Source organism: Pseudomonas fluorescens, assembly GCF_902498065.1.
In the GTDB taxonomy this organism is placed as follows: Bacteria; Pseudomonadota; Gammaproteobacteria; order Pseudomonadales; family Pseudomonadaceae; genus Aquipseudomonas; species Aquipseudomonas fluorescens_BJ.
On sequence record NZ_CABVIR010000001.1, the window covers coordinates 786653 to 801234 of the forward strand.

The 14582-nt window shown below is 58.4% G+C and carries 12 protein-coding genes and 1 pseudogene; 6 read left to right on the plus strand and 7 right to left on the minus strand.

What is annotated here, in order from left to right:
- Positions 1–106: 106 nt before the first annotated feature.
- On the minus strand, positions 107–508 hold the full coding sequence (locus F8N43_RS03945) for a DUF2784 domain-containing protein (protein WP_150636172.1): 402 nt from the start codon (positions 506–508) through the stop codon (positions 107–109).
- Positions 509–568: 60 nt separating this feature from the next.
- Complete coding sequence (gene dapA, locus F8N43_RS03950; protein ID WP_150636174.1) at positions 569–1444, minus strand: 4-hydroxy-tetrahydrodipicolinate synthase; 876 nt, start codon at positions 1442–1444, stop codon at positions 569–571.
- Positions 1445–1823: 379 nt separating this feature from the next.
- Between dapA and F8N43_RS03955 the strand changes: the two genes are divergently transcribed.
- The 3 genes from F8N43_RS03955 (at position 1824) to F8N43_RS29300 (ending at position 3048) form a co-directional block, all read left to right on the plus strand.
- On the plus strand, positions 1824–2522 hold the full coding sequence (locus F8N43_RS03955; RefSeq protein WP_150632862.1) for an AzlC family ABC transporter permease: 699 nt from the start codon (positions 1824–1826) through the stop codon (positions 2520–2522).
- Entirely contained in the window at positions 2522–2833 is a 312-nt protein-coding gene (locus tag F8N43_RS03960) for an AzlD domain-containing protein (RefSeq protein ID WP_191623720.1), read from the plus strand. The genes F8N43_RS03955 and F8N43_RS03960 overlap by 1 nt, the downstream gene beginning before the upstream one ends.
- Positions 2834–2898: 65 nt before the next feature.
- The gene (locus tag F8N43_RS29300) at positions 2899–3048 is read left to right on the plus strand and encodes a hypothetical protein (protein WP_191623718.1); all 150 of its coding nucleotides are present in this window, start codon (positions 2899–2901) and stop codon (positions 3046–3048) included.
- A gap of 68 nt (positions 3049–3116) precedes the next feature.
- On the opposite strand, the gene F8N43_RS03965 is transcribed toward F8N43_RS29300, so the two are convergent.
- The 4 genes and pseudogenes from F8N43_RS03965 to F8N43_RS03980 all read right to left on the minus strand — a co-directional run.
- Positions 3117–3344 carry a DUF6555 family protein gene (locus F8N43_RS03965; RefSeq protein WP_150632860.1) on the minus strand — a complete coding sequence of 76 codons (228 nt, stop codon included), beginning with the start codon at positions 3342–3344 and terminating at the stop codon, positions 3117–3119.
- A gap of 191 nt (positions 3345–3535) precedes the next feature.
- Entirely contained in the window at positions 3536–3808 is a 273-nt protein-coding gene (locus F8N43_RS03970; protein WP_150632859.1) for a hypothetical protein, read from the minus strand.
- A 272-nt stretch (positions 3809–4080) separates the two neighbouring features.
- Positions 4081–4761: an SOS response-associated peptidase gene (locus F8N43_RS03975; protein WP_150636176.1), complete on the minus strand. Its 681-nt coding sequence runs from the start codon at positions 4759–4761 to the stop codon at positions 4081–4083.
- Positions 4762–4877: 116 nt separating this feature from the next.
- A pseudogene (locus tag F8N43_RS03980) lies at positions 4878–5306 on the minus strand (ABC transporter ATP-binding protein); the annotation flags it as partial.
- A 282-nt stretch (positions 5307–5588) separates the two neighbouring features.
- Between F8N43_RS03980 and F8N43_RS03985 the strand changes: the two are divergent.
- The 3 genes from F8N43_RS03985 to F8N43_RS03995 all read left to right on the plus strand — a co-directional run bounded on the left by F8N43_RS03985 (position 5589) and on the right by F8N43_RS03995 (position 13618).
- The gene (locus F8N43_RS03985) at positions 5589–6479 is read left to right on the plus strand and encodes an ABC transporter substrate-binding protein (protein WP_412072589.1); all 891 of its coding nucleotides are present in this window, start codon (positions 5589–5591) and stop codon (positions 6477–6479) included.
- Between the two features lie 98 nt (positions 6480–6577).
- Positions 6578–7477 carry a polysaccharide deacetylase family protein gene (locus F8N43_RS03990; protein WP_150636179.1) on the plus strand — a complete coding sequence of 300 codons (900 nt, stop codon included), beginning with the start codon at positions 6578–6580 and terminating at the stop codon, positions 7475–7477.
- Between the two features lie 276 nt (positions 7478–7753).
- A complete protein-coding gene (locus tag F8N43_RS03995; protein ID WP_150653245.1) occupies positions 7754–13618 on the plus strand; it encodes a calcium-binding protein in 5865 nt (1954 codons plus the stop codon).
- A gap of 51 nt (positions 13619–13669) precedes the next feature.
- Here F8N43_RS03995 and F8N43_RS04000 read toward each other — a convergent pair whose 3' ends face one another.
- Positions 13670–14557, minus strand: coding sequence for a LysR family transcriptional regulator (locus F8N43_RS04000; RefSeq protein ID WP_150636184.1), 888 nt, complete (start codon positions 14555–14557; stop codon positions 13670–13672).
- Between the last annotated feature and the right edge of the window lie 25 nt (positions 14558–14582).

The window sequence follows — 14582 nt, forward strand, 5'->3', positions numbered from 1 at the left end:
CCTCGAGCGAACGGCCTGGAAACAAATGTCCGGAACGACGAGAACCTTACAGGAACTGGCTTGCCGGCGATGAGTCCCTTGGACATTGCATTGAATTCAAGACCGCTTACAGGGATCGTGTGGAGTTTGAAAGGGTGGAAGTCCGGCGTGACTTGCGCTGCCGGAACACCCGCACGTAGACCAACATGTTGATCAGCAACACCACGCCGCCGAGCCCCAACTGGATACTCGGGGTCAACCCGGCCGGGTAAATCACCGGCCACACATAATGTTCGATGAAACCACCGCCATAGCCGACTTGCCCGGCCGCGTTGCGCATGAGGTTTTCCCACTGTGTCAGCGGGCAGGTCAGGTGGAACACCTCGACCGCAACCCCCCACGCGGCGGCCGGCAGGTGCCACCAGGCCAGGTGGCGCCATTTGAGCACCAGCAGCCCTCCGAACAGCACGAACAGAATGAACAACAGGTGAAACAGCACCAGCCCATCGGCGGCAATTCGGTAAAGCATGTCGACTCCCTGACGCGTGATGCGAATCGCTCCATGTTACTCGGGCGGGGCGTCGTCACTCTATCGATTGTTGCTGCCAAGCCCGGCGAGCACGGCCTTCAAACGCAGCACCATGGCCTCGCTGCTGCGTTGCATCGGCGCGCGCAGTTCGTCGCCGATCAAGCCTTCGAGGGCCAGTGCGGTTTTCACCGGGGCTGGATTGGGTTCGATGAACAGGCTGTGAATCAACGGCAGCAACCGGAAAAACGTGGTCCGGCCTTCCGCCAACCGCTGGTCGCGGATCTGTTGATACAGCGCCACGAACAACTCTGGATGCACATGGGCCGAGGCGGCAATCGCCCCTTTGGCGCCGAGGCACAGGGCGCTGAAAATCTGATTGTCTTCGCCGCACAACACGTCGACCTTGCCGCTGTTCAGCAGCGCCAGGGTGTTGGCTTGATTGCCGCCGCAATCCTTGATCGCGACGATTCGCTCGTGGGCGACAATGTTGAGCAACGTTGCCTGTTCGAAGGCGATGCCGGTGCGATACGGGATGTCGTACAGAATGATCGGCACCGTGGACGCATCGGCAACCGTTTTGAAAAACGCTTCAAGGCCTGCTTGGGACGGGCGGATATAATACGGCGGCGGCACCAGCAACCCGGCCAGTGGCCGCTTGAGGATTTCGCTCTGCCATTGCAGCAGTTCCGTCAGGTTATTACCGGCCAGCCCCATGACCACCCGATCTGCAGGCACTGACTCCAGCACGGCATCCAACACTGCCAATTGTTCATGTTTACTCAGCGCCGCCGCTTCAGCGGTAGTGCCGCACACCACCAGGCCATCGACGCCTTTTTCCAGCAGATGGCTGACGAGCCGGCGCAACCCGACGAAATCGATTGCTCCGTGTTGAAACGGCGTCACGAGCGGAACCCAGATACCTTGAAACGATGACATGCACTTACTCCTGAAAGTTGACCGATTTAGTCACCGTCAGCAGCGTAGAAGGAAGTAAGCAGGGGGAGGGTGCCCGTCGCGCTCAATGTCCTGTCAGCTCATCTGACGGGACAGCGCGCCCCGGTCACATGAGCGACTGTTTCTTCGATTTGAGGGCGTGCGCAACGCAACCTTGCGCCTTGGCAATCAAGCCAATGACGTCAATGTTGAGGTTGAAGGTTGCGGACATGTTTGCTTACACCCTAAATGAGGCGCTCAGTTTTAAAAGTCGGCGGGCCTTTTGTCAATCACGAAAATCGGCACAAGTGCGCAAGATTGTTCAAGCCATCGGGCGCGACTGCTGGCACAGTCAGGCGTCTTTTCCTGTTTGTAGAGCGTTATGACTCACACACTCATGCCGCGCAGTGCCTTTCTTCGCGGCGCCGCGGCAATCATGCCGTTGTCCCTGGCGACCGCGCCGTGGGGATTGCTGGCCGGCTCCATGGCCATCGAAGCCAACCTCACGCCGCTGCAAGGCCAGGGATTGTCGAGCATCGTATTTGCCGGGGCGGCGCAACTGGTGGCCATCGGCATGCTCAAGGGCGGTGCCGGGATCTTTTCGATTCTGCTGACCACGTTACTGCTGACGTCGCAGCATTTGCTCTATGGCATGAGCCTGCGCTCGGTGATTTCGCCGCTGCCAGGTCGCTGGCGTGCAGGGTTGGGCTTTTTGCTCACCGACGAGTTGTTTGCCCTGACCAGCCAGCATGACAAACAGCAGTTCAACCGCTGGTACGCACTGGGCGTCGGCCTGACGTTTTACATCGCCTGGAACCTCTTCACGCTGGCCGGCATCGTGCTGGGCAGCAGCATTCCGGGGCTGGAACATCTGGGCCTGGATTTCTCCATCGCTGCAACCTTCATTGCCCTGATCACCCCGGTGGTGCGCAACGTACCGACGGTGGTCTGTGTGGCGGTTTCGCTGTTTTGCTCGGTGTTGTTCAGCTACTGGCAATGGGGCTCGGCGCTGGTGCTGTCGGGGTTGGCGGGCATGACCGCGGGCTTCATCTGCAACAAATTCTACGGTGGGCGCACATGATGGTCTGGGCAGTGATTGTCGGTATGGGGGTTCTGGTTTTCCTCAACCGTTATGTATTTCTCGAGCCACGGCTGCCGCTGCGCCTGAGCAGCAATGCCCGGCAATTCCTTGGTTTCGCGGTGCCGGGCATGTTGACCGCGATCTGCGGCCCGATCGTGTTCATGCCAGACAAGCAACTGAACCTGCACTGGGACAACCCGTACCTGATCAGTTCGCTGGTGGCGGTGGGGCTGGTGCTGTACACCCGCAACACCTTGCTCAGCATGTTGTTGAGCATGGGGTTTTTCTTTTTGCTGCGCTGGTGGCTCTGAGCCAGGTGCCCGAAACTGTTCTACGCTTAAAGTTGATGACTGATCCCTTAGGAAGAGAGGTGAGCATGGCAACTGAACAAAAGCGTCCTGATCCGGATGAAGAAGACATGGATGAACCGACGGAAGAAGAGATCGAGCAACAGAAGCGTTCGACGCCTGACTGGAAGCACCCCGACGATGGGAAGGAACTGTCAGATCTGGATAAAAAATTTTAGTCGGAGCCCTGATAGAACTGCGCATACAACAAGCCCCGCAATGAGCGGGGCTATTTTTTGCCAGTCAATCAGATCGACACGTTCCAGCGAACCTGGGTAATGCCCAGTTGCTGTGCTTTGAGCCGTGCCGCTTCCAGGGTGGCGTGTTCGGCGATCTTACGGCCGGATTTCGGGTAAGCATGCGCGGACGCCGAATGAATCGCTTCGACATCGGTAAAATGTACGGCCAGTTTGAAAAAGTGTTGTCGCACACCGTCGAACAAGTAATGCACTGCATAAGGAACGAGTTCGCTCATGTATTTCTCGTGAAGCCAGCCAAGTCATTTGGCTTAGTCGTAGAACAGGACATTCAGAGAGATCTGCGGTGCGAGTTCGTGCAGAAATGACAAGGCTGAAAAAGGATGAGGCTCAGCGAGCCTCAGCTGGTCAGAGTCGTTCGACGACGGGTTCGTTCAGTTTTTGTGCCAAACGGGTTCCGTGGGTCGTTTCAAACGTCGTCCAGTTGCAATACATCTGGGTGCAACGCCCGATAACCGAGGGTTTTGTCGATCCATGCGTTCACTTCGTTGACCATGACCGGCGGCTTGCCCGGATAGTGTTTGAGCGTTAAACGCAAGGTGCCGTCTATCCCCGGAACTGATCGCAGGTTACGGGTCTTTATGTACTGCTCGATAAAACAGTCCAGCCGATAGTGTTCTGTCGTCGAAAGATAAACGCACTCCAGACCAACGACTTGATTGATTGTAAAATCGTCGCGCATTTAATTCTCTGTAAGGCTTGTAGTAGTAGGGATTTCCTTATTTGTTGACTATTTGGTCAACTGGGCGATACCAATGGAAATGCGGCGCGCATGCTATCCGTAGTGATTGTAAATGTATGTACGACGATAGAGATGTCGGACAAGCGGTTGACACTGCCAAGCACCCCCTATCAACAAGTGTTTCTTGAGTGAAACAGTCTGTGTAACGTTTGAGTTATGGGTTTGCATTAATGACTATCATTAACGCTCGCGCTGCTGTCGGTATTGATAGTTCACGCACTCTCATCAATCAACGACGCGTCTTGATTCCTCACGTTACCTACCGCTCTGCTGACTTTGTACCACTCGAACGCTTCGCTGCTTTCCCCCTGAAACAAGGCCATTTGTTCGGCGCGCTCCATGGGGGTGGCGGGGTCGAGCCATTCCCGCGCCAGTTCCGGCGATAACACCACCGGCCGCCGGTCATGAATGTCGAGCATGCCGCCGGCGCTGTCCGCGGTGATAATCACGAAGCCGTCGCCGTCTCTTGCTGCCTCGCTGTCTGTGGGGAACCGGCCAATCGCCGCACAGAAAATCGGTGCGCGGTCCTGCCGACGGATGAGCCAAGGCTGTCTCGTTGCGTCTGGGGCATCGACCCATTCGAACCAGTTATCGATCGGCACAATCGCACGGTGCGGCCAGATGGCGCGGAAGAACGGGCCGTGTGCGACTTTTTCCACGCGTGCATTGATCGGCGCCGCCCGGTCCTTCGCCCAGTGCGGCCGCCATCCCCAGCGCACCTTGTCGGCCCGGAGCCCATTGCTTTCCCGATGAAACAACGCGAGTTGATTCGTCGGCGCGGCGTTGTATCGAGCCAAGGGTTCATCGCCAACATGGTTGATCAGTGCGTCGGGAATACTCAGCACCGCCACGAAGTCATGAATGCCCCGGTATTGCGAGAGTCTTCCGCACATCGACTGAATCCTCTGGCTGAAGCCTTCAGCTTAGACGCTTCGCCTGTAGGAGCCGCCCCCTACGGATCGTTTGGGGTGATTCAAATGACATGCACCCATTGCAACTCGTTCAACGACTAGGCCTTCAGTTGTGCCGCCAGTTCCTGGCGAATGCTGCTGGGGCGATTGTCCATGACCAGGACGCAATTGCTGAGGTACAGCGCTTCATCGACATCATGGGTCACCAGCAGCAGGGCGATGGCGTGACGCTCGGCCAGTTGCAGCAACAGGTCCTGCAGTTTCATCCGGGTGAACGCGTCCACCGCGCTAAAAGGTTCGTCGAGCAACAGCACGTCGGGTCGCGAGTAGAGGCCGCAAGCGATGGCGACCCGCTGCGCCATGCCGCCGGAGAGCGCCTTGGGCAAGGCTTGGGCGAACCCGGTGAGGCCGACTTCATCGATCAGTTGTGCGACCCAGGCCTTGTCGTAGCGGTTGTCGGCGCTGAAACCGATGTATTGCTCGACGGTCAGCCAGGGCATCAATCGAGGCTCCTGAAACACGAACGCCGGGAATATCGCAGGCTCTGTGCCATGTCGTGGAGATCACGTGTTTTAAAGGTTTCCATGCCAAAGACGTTGCAGATGGGTGTTGCAGTGAAAACAGTCTGTCGACTCACTGTTGTTGGCTGAACAGTGTTGGCGGACAGTCATGAGCTTATGCGTAAATCGAATTTAAAAAGCATCTTGTAAGAGCGTTATGGTCTATGACATTCACTCTCAAGGAGCCCCCCGATGAACCTGTCCGGATTTGTTCGCAGTTTGCTGACCAGCGCTGTGTTTGCTGCACCAATGGCCTACGCCGCCGAGCCCGTTGTCCTGCACGTCGGTGATCAGAACTACTACAACGTGCGTGCCTCGGTGGAGGCTTCAGGTGTGCTGGAGGGGGCGCCGTATACCGTCGACTGGAAGCATTTCCAGGCCGCCGCGCCATTGGCCGAAGCGCTGAACACCGGTGCACTGGACCTGGGCTTTCTCGGCGATTCAGGCTTCCTGTTCCTCGCCGCCAAACAGGCACCGGTAAAACTGATCGGCGTCTCGCGGCAGAACCCGGAAACCATTGCGTTGCTGGTGCCCAAGGATTCACCGGTCAAAACCATCTCCGATCTCAAGGGTAAGAAAGTCGCGTACTGGCCTGGCGCCTGGAGTCAGCAACTGACCCTGCGCGCTCTGGAAAAAGCCGACCTGCCGGAAGACTACGTCGACTTCATCAAACTGATGCCGATTGATGCCGCCGCCGCGCTGCCTCAGGGCAGCATCGATGCGTTTCCGGTGTGGGAACCGTACATTTCCCAACAGATTCTGTTCTCTGGTGCGCGACCGATTCTCACCGCCAAGAACCTCATGCCAGGCCTCAGTGCCATCGCTGCCTCGACACCGTCGATCGACAGCAAGCGCGAAGCCATCGCCGACTTCCTGGTCCGCCTGAAAAAGGCGCGGGCCTGGGTCGACAACCACACCGACGAATATGCCGATCTGTGGGCGAAGAAGGCCAATCTCGATCAAAACGTTTCGCGTCACTGGTTGCGCCAGGCCCACATGACCGTGGGGCCGGTGGATGCACCGGCCGCGAAAGACCTGCAAAGCACGGCGGATTTCCTGTTCAAGGTCAAGGCGCTGCCGGCTGAATTGGCGACCGCACCGATTATCGACAACTCGTTCCAGCAGGCTTTTAACCAGTAACCGACGACGCCGTGCAGCGTCGGAACCAAACACTGTGTACCTTATCCAACCTGCGCCCGCAGCCATGTGCGGGCGCAACGGTCTGGCCAAGGCAAATCATGAAACAGTTGTTCAAGGTTCTCTGTGCAATGGCCGTCGCTCTCGGGCTGGCGGGTTGCATTGCTTCTCCAATCGAAATGACGCCGCAGACCGAACAGCGTCTGCGCGCGCAACCTCCGATCCGCTTCCTGCTGACTTTTGACGATGGGCCCAGTGCGTCGAGTTTCTGGAATCCGACGATGACGATTCTCGACAGCCTCGCCATCAATCCGGTGCAACCGAACCTCAAAGCGGTGTTCTTTGTGCAGACCGGCGCGCCACGGGCGGGCGACAGCGAGATCGGCCGCGAGGTCATGCGCCGTGAGCACGCGGACGGGCAAATTCTGGGCTTCCACACCGGCACCCACTGGCACACCAATCACCGCTCACTGAGCCCGGAAGAGCTGGAGCAGTCGCTGACCAAAGGCAGTGCCGATATCGCCACGATCACCGGTGCGCCGCCGACCCTGGTACGTCCACCCTTCTGGAACTACGACAAACGGGTCTTCGCCGCTTATCAAAAACACGGCATGCATGTGCTGCTGACCGACCTGAGCGCCAACGACGGCAAGATTTGGGGCTTCAACGCCAGCCCCCGCCGCCGGGCCAACATGCTGCGCCAGTTATCGGAAGTCCGCGAGCGTATTGCCTTGGGGGAGCTGCCGACGGTGGATGGGGTGATTCCGGTGGTGGTGACCTTCCACGATCTCAATCGCTACACCGCCCGGCATGCCCTGGAGTACCTGCAAATTCTGCTCGACAGTGCGCAGGCCACTGGGGTCAGGCTGGCTGAAAAGCCGTTTTATGACGACACGGCAGCGCTGCAACGAGCTGCCATGGCGCGTACCGTTCGCGACAACTCTGATGCGGTAAAACTGCCGGGAATCTGGAACTGGATCTGGGATGGCGACAGGCACTAAAAAAGTCGTCCCTGTGACAGCCCTTCAGGAGGATTGAAAGACGATTGCCTGACGTCAAATTTCAATCGAATCTGCACTGCCACACCCTTGTTTGACCCCTATTCCGTCTGGGTATAACCGCTCAGCGGGAAAGTTTCGAATTAGTCACTTGTGATGTTTTTTTTTAGATGGATCCAACTATGCTCCGATGATGGCTCTCTGCTGGCCCTGTGTCGTTCCAGTGAGCCCTTCCAGCACACCTCCACTAAAAAAATACTGATAATCAGGTGACTAACCATGGCGTCTTTAACCTTATCGAATAGCTTCAGTTTTCTAGCGGATCAGGATTGGGATTGGGTTGTCACCGTTGCTACCAGTAATTCGCTGACCATCAGTGACGGGGTGCACACGCAAGTCTTTACCGGGAGCTTCACTTACCCCTCTCCAGGCGTTGTCGCCGGCACCGTGACGGGCAGTACCTACGCGGAAAACGGAGTGCCGATATACACCCTCACCGGGATATCCAAAAGCGCAGCGCAACTGGCCGAGTTCGCCCAAACGCCGGGCGATACCCAGGCGACCTATGCCTTTATCCTGAGTGGCAATGACACCATCACTGGCAGTTCGGGTGATGACACCTTGCTGGGTTACGCCGGCAACGACCTGCTCGATGGCGGGGCCGGGGCCGACAAGCTTGATGGTGGCGCTGGCAACGACACTTATATTGTCGATAATCTGGGCGATGTCGTCAGTGAAACCGGCGTGGGTGCGGCGGGAGGAATCGATACCGTCAAGTCGTCGGTCACTATCCGTCTCGGGGACAATATTGAGAACCTGACTTTTACTGGCACCGGCAACGTCAAGGCCAAGGGCAATGCCCTTGATAACCTGATGATCGGCAATACCGGCAATAACTTTTTTGACGGCTTCGGCGGCGCGGATACCTATCAGGGCGGCGTGGGTGACGATGGTTATGTCATCGAGTTGACCGACGACAACAAAGTGGTCGACGTCATTATCGAGAAGGCGGGTGAAGGCTACGATTTTGTCGAGATCTGGGGTGGGGATTCCAGCCTGGGACCGGTCAACATCACCATGGCCGCGAACCTTGAAGAAGCCGACGCGAGTTTCAGCAACAGCGGTGTGCAGATCAACATCACGGGCAATGCGCTGGCTAACAACATCATCGGTAACGACGCAGCCAACATCCTGAACGGCGGTGCTGGCGCCGACACGTTGAGCGGTGGGGCAGGTGACGACACCTATATTGTCGACAGCTTCGCTGATGTCATCAACGAAGGGGTCGATCAAGGAACCGATACCGTCAAGGTCGCCATCGCAACCGCCGGCGGCACTTACGTGCTGGGTGACAACCTTGAGAACGGCACGCTGGTCAACACCGTTGCGTTCAACCTCACCGGCAACTCGCTCAATAACGTGCTGATCGGTAATGCTGCCGCCAACGTGCTGGACGGTGGCGCAGGTGCCGACACCCTGCAAGGCGGGCTCGGCAACGACACTTATATCGTCGACGCGGATGACACAGTGGTCGAAGGCTTGAACGGTGGCATCGACCTCGTCAAGTCGGCTCATACCTACTTGCTGGATGATAACGTCGAGAACCTCACGCTCATCGGCGGTGACAACATCAATGGCAAAGGCAATGACCTGGCCAACATCATCACCGGCAACGACGGCAACAATAAACTCGACGGTGTCGAGGGCGTGGATACGCTGATCGGTGGCAAGGGCAATGACCAGTATGTGGTCGATCTGACGGCCACCAACCAGTTGCAAGACAAGGTGGTCGAGAAGGCCGGCGAAGGCATCGACACCCTGACGCTGGCCAGTGCGTTCAGCAACGCCACGGTCACCACACTGGTGCTGGACGCCAATCTGGAGAACGTCGATGCCCGCGATACCGGCACGCTGTCGCTGAATCTCACCGGCAACGCTTCTGCCAACATCATCCAGGGCAATGCCGGCAAAAACACCCTCAATGGCGGGCTGGGCGCCGATACCCTGATCGGTGGCCTGGGTGACGATACGTATGTCGTCGACAACGTCGGTGACACCGTCACCGAGGAGGCCGACGCCGGGATCGACACCGTCAACGTAGCCATCGCTACGGCGGGCGGCACCTACGCGCTGGGGGCGAACCTGGAAAATGCCACGCTGACCAACACCGTGGCCTTCAACCTGACCGGTAATGAGCTGGCCAACACCCTGACCGGTAACGCGGCGGCCAACCGCATCGATGGCGGTACGGGCGCCGACACGATGAACGGTGGCGCGGGTAACGACACCTATGTGGTGGATAACGTTGCTGACAAAATCATCGATACCGCCGGTATCGACACCGTGGAAACCGCCCTCGAGTACACCCTGCTCGACAAGCCGACCCTGGAAAACATCACGCTGACCGGCAGTGCCGCCGTCAACGCCACGGGTAACGCGATAGCCAACGTCCTCGACGGTTCGCAAAACAGCGCCGCCAACGTGCTGACCGGCCTGGCCGGCAACGACACCTACATCGTCGGGGCTGGGGACTCGGTGGTCGAAGGCTTGAACGGTGGTATCGATCTGGTCAAGACCGACCAGACCTACTTGCTGGATGACAACGTCGAGAACCTCACGCTCATCGGCGGTGACAACATCAATGGCAAAGGTAATGACCTGGCCAACATCATCACCGGCAACGACGGCAACAATAAACTCGACGGTGTCGAGGGCGTGGATACGCTGATCGGTGGCAAGGGCAATGACCAGTATGTGGTCGATCTGACGGCCACCAACCAGTTGCAAGACAAGGTGGTCGAGAAGGCCGGCGAAGGCATCGACACCCTGACGCTGGCCAGTGCGTTCAGCAACGCCACGGTCACCACACTGGTGCTGGACGCCAATCTGGAGAACGTCGATGCCCGCGATACCGGCACGCTGTCGCTGAATCTCACCGGCAACGCTTCTGCCAACATCATCCAGGGCAATGCCGGCAAAAACACCCTCAATGGCGGGCTGGGCGCCGATACCCTGATCGGTGGCCTGGGTGACGATACGTATGTCGTCGACAACGTCGGTGACACCGTCACCGAGGAGGCCGACGCCGGGATCGACACCGTCAACGTAGCCATCGCTACGGCGGGCGGCACCTACGCGCTGGGGGCGAACCTGGAAAATGCCACGCTGACCAACACCGTGGCCTTCAACCTGACCGGTAATGAGCTGGCCAACACCCTGACCGGTAACGCGGCGGCCAACCGCATCGATGGCGGTACGGGCGCCGACACGATGAACGGTGGCGCGGGTAACGACACCTATGTGGTGGATAACGTTGCTGACAAAATCATCGATACCGCCGGTATCGACACCGTGGAAACCGCCCTCGAGTACACCCTGCTCGACAAGCCGACCCTGGAAAACATCACGCTGACCGGCAGTGCCGCCGTCAACGCCACGGGTAACGCGATAGCCAACGTCCTCGACGGTTCGCAAAACAGCGCCGCCAACGTGCTGACCGGCCTGGCCGGCAACGACACCTACATCGTCGGGGCTGGCGACTCGGTGGTCGAAGGCTTGAACGGTGGTATCGATCTGGTCAAGACCGAGCTGAGTTACACGTTAGGCAACAACGTTGAAAACCTCACGCTGTTGGGGAGCGCCGACACCGACGGTTTTGGCAACAGTCTGGCCAACATCATCACCGGTAACGATGGCAGCAATCTGATAGTAGGTGCAGGTGGTGTTGACACCGTGCAAGGAGGCAAGGGCGATGACGGTTACGGGGTTGAGCTGAGCCAGACCAATACCATCGTCGACAAAGTCATTGAAAAGGCCAACGAGGGCGATGACTGGCTGCTGGTCTACGGAGGTAATTCAAGTCTCGCCACGACCGTCACCCTGGGTCTCGTGGCGAACGTCGAGAACATTGATGCCTCGGAGGCGATTGGGGTCAAGCTCAACCTGAAAGGCGGTGCTGGCGACAACTCATTGGTGGGCAATGACGTTGCCAACCTTATCGACGGCGGGGCCGGTGCCGATTTCATGGCGGGTAATGAGGGCAACGACACATACGTGGTCGATAACCTGGGTGACGAAATCGAAGAGCTGGCCGATGAAGGGACCGACCAGGCCAATATCGCTATCGCTGCGGCAGGTGGGCTGTACACCTTGAGCGACAACGTGGAAAACGCCCGGCTGACTAACACGGTGGCCTTCAACGTGACCGGTAATGCGCTGGCCAACATCCTGATCGGTAACGCGGCGGCCAACCGCATTGACGGTGGCGTGGGTGCTGACGATATGCAGGGCGGGGCGGGTAACGATACCTACGTGGTCGATAACGTCAGCGACAAAATCACCGATACCGCCGGCATCGACACGGTGGAAACCGGCCTTGATTTCACCCTGGCCGACAAGCTGACCCTGGAAAACATCACGCTGACCGGCAGCGCCGTCGTCAGTGCCACGGGCAACACGTTAGCCAACATCCTGGACGGCTCGCAAAACAGCGCCGCCAACCTGCTGGCCGGCGGCAAGGGCAATGACACCTACATTGTGGGGGCCGGCGACATCGTGCAGGAACTGGCCAACGAGGGTACCGATCTGGTCCAGTCGATGGTCAGCTATACCCTGACCGACAATGTTGAAAACCTGACCCTGATTGGCAGCGCCGACATCAATGCGACGGGCAACGCCCTGATCAACACGCTGATCGGCAACACCGGCAACAACCAGCTTTACGGTGGTCTGGGGGTCGACATCCTCAAGGGTGGCAAGGGCGATGACCTGTATCTGGTCGATTTGAACGCCAAGAACCAGTTGGAAGATACCCTGACTGAAAACGCCAGCGAGGGGGTCGATACCGTGCGCCTGCAGGGCGGTGCGGCACTGGCGACTTTCACCCTGCTGACCCTGGGCGCGAATCTGGAAAATCTCGATGCGAGCTTGACCGGCAACACGCTGCTCAACCTGACGGGCAACGCGCTGAACAACGAACTGATCGGCAACAGCGCGAACAATACCCTCGACGGCGGTGCCGGCAACGATACGCTCACAGGCGGTGCGGGCAACGACATACTCATTGGCGGGCTGGGCGTCGATATCCTGATCGGCGGGCTGGGCGACGATACCTACACAGTCGACAACCTGAGCGACAGCGTGACGGAAAACGCAGACGAGGGTACTGATCTGGTCAAGGTCGCCATTGCCGCCGCAGGGGGTACCTACACCCTGAGCGCCAACGTGGAGAATGCGACGCTGGTCAACGCCGTAGCGTTCAACCTGACCGGTAATGACCTGGACAATATCCTCACAGGCAACGCGGCCAACAACCGCATCGATGGTGGCGTGGGGGCCGATTTGATGATCGGTGGCGCCGGCAACGACACCTACATCGTCGATAACATCGGTGACCAGATCTCTGACAGCTCCGGGGTGGATACCGTCCTGTCCAGCATCACCTTCAACCTGGATGAGAACGGCGTCGAGAACCTCACACTGACGGGAACCGGCAACATCAATGGTGACGGCAACACACTGGCCAACATCATCACCGGCAACAGTGGCGACAACAAACTCGATGGCTGGGAGGGAGTTGATACGTTGGTGGGGGGCGCGGGCAACGACCAATACAATGTCGACCTGACCAGCACCAATGTGTTGGAAGACAAATTGATCGAGTCGGCTAACGAGGGTAACGACACTGTTTTCGTTTTCGGCGGGGTTGTCAGCACCAAGGTGGCCACCATCACCTTGGGCGCCAATCTGGAGAACCTGGACCTCAGCAATACCAACGCTGGCGTCAAGCTCAACCTGGTCGGCAACGCCCTGGACAACGTGCTGACCGGCAATACCTCGCAGAACGTCTTTACCGGGGGGTTAGGCAGTGACACGTTCAAGTTCGACGACCTGAGTCAATTGGGCAAGACCAGTGCGACCTGGGACATCATCACAGACTTCAAATCCGGTATCGATCATATTGATCTGTCAGGGTTGGGGAGTTTCCAGCTGCTCGACAGCAATACGGCCTTCACCGATGTCGGGCAACTGAAGTTGATTGACGGTGTGCTGTACGGGACAACGGATCTGGGGGCCGAGGCTGACTTCGCGATCCAGCTCACCGGGGTTACCAGTTTGACGCAGTCCGATATCGAAATCGCCTAAATCGCAGTGCCATGATCCGGGGCGAGCCTACAGGGCTCGCCCCGGGTTGCTTCAGACCGTTTGCGGTAACAGCTCATCAATCATTTGCAAACAATGATTCAACCCTGGCGAGACATCGCCCACTCGCCTGCTGAGAATAATCGGCGAGGTCGCATTATCTTCCAGCAGTGCCGTGAAACCGATGTCGTCGCGGTGCAGTAATTGCACCGAGGCCGGCACCAGGGTGACCCCGATTCCTGCACCTACCAGGCCAATCGCCGTTTGCAGCTCGTTGGTCCATTGCGCCACATGGATGCTCACTCCATAGGATTCGAACAACGCGATCACATGATCGGCGTAGCTCGGGCGCGGGTTGCCGGGATACAACACAAAAGGCTCGTTCGCCAGTTCGCGAAGGCTGATCGGCCCGCCCAGCAAGGGGTGACCAGCGGGCAGGGCGGCGACCAGCCGGTCTTCGGTCAACACCGTCTGAATGATGGCCGGGTCGTCGATGCGGATGCGGCCAAAACCGATATCGATCCGTCCGGCCTTGAGCGCCTGCACCTGTTGCAGCGTGGTCATTTCCGAGAGCCCCAGCTCAAGCTCCAGAGGTTCGCCGCTGCGCAAACGGCGAATCAGTTCCGGAAGCACGCCGTAAAGGGTCGACGGCGCAAAACCGATGCCCAACCAGGTTTTTTCACCCAGCCCGATGCGTCGCGTGTTGTCGCAGACCTTGCCCAGTTGCTCGAGCAGGGCTGTGCTGTGCTCATGGAAAAACCGCCCGGCATCGGTCAGCTTGAGCGGCCGCCCGCGTTCCAGCAACAGCACCCCGAGTTCATCTTCAAGTTGCTGAATCTGTCGGCTCAGCGGCGGTTGGGCGATGTGCAGCAATTCGGCGGCGCGGGTGAAGTTGAGGTGTTGAGCCAACACCTGAAAATACCGCAGGTGACGCAGTTCCATGAGGCCTCCGCAAAGCAGTTTGCAT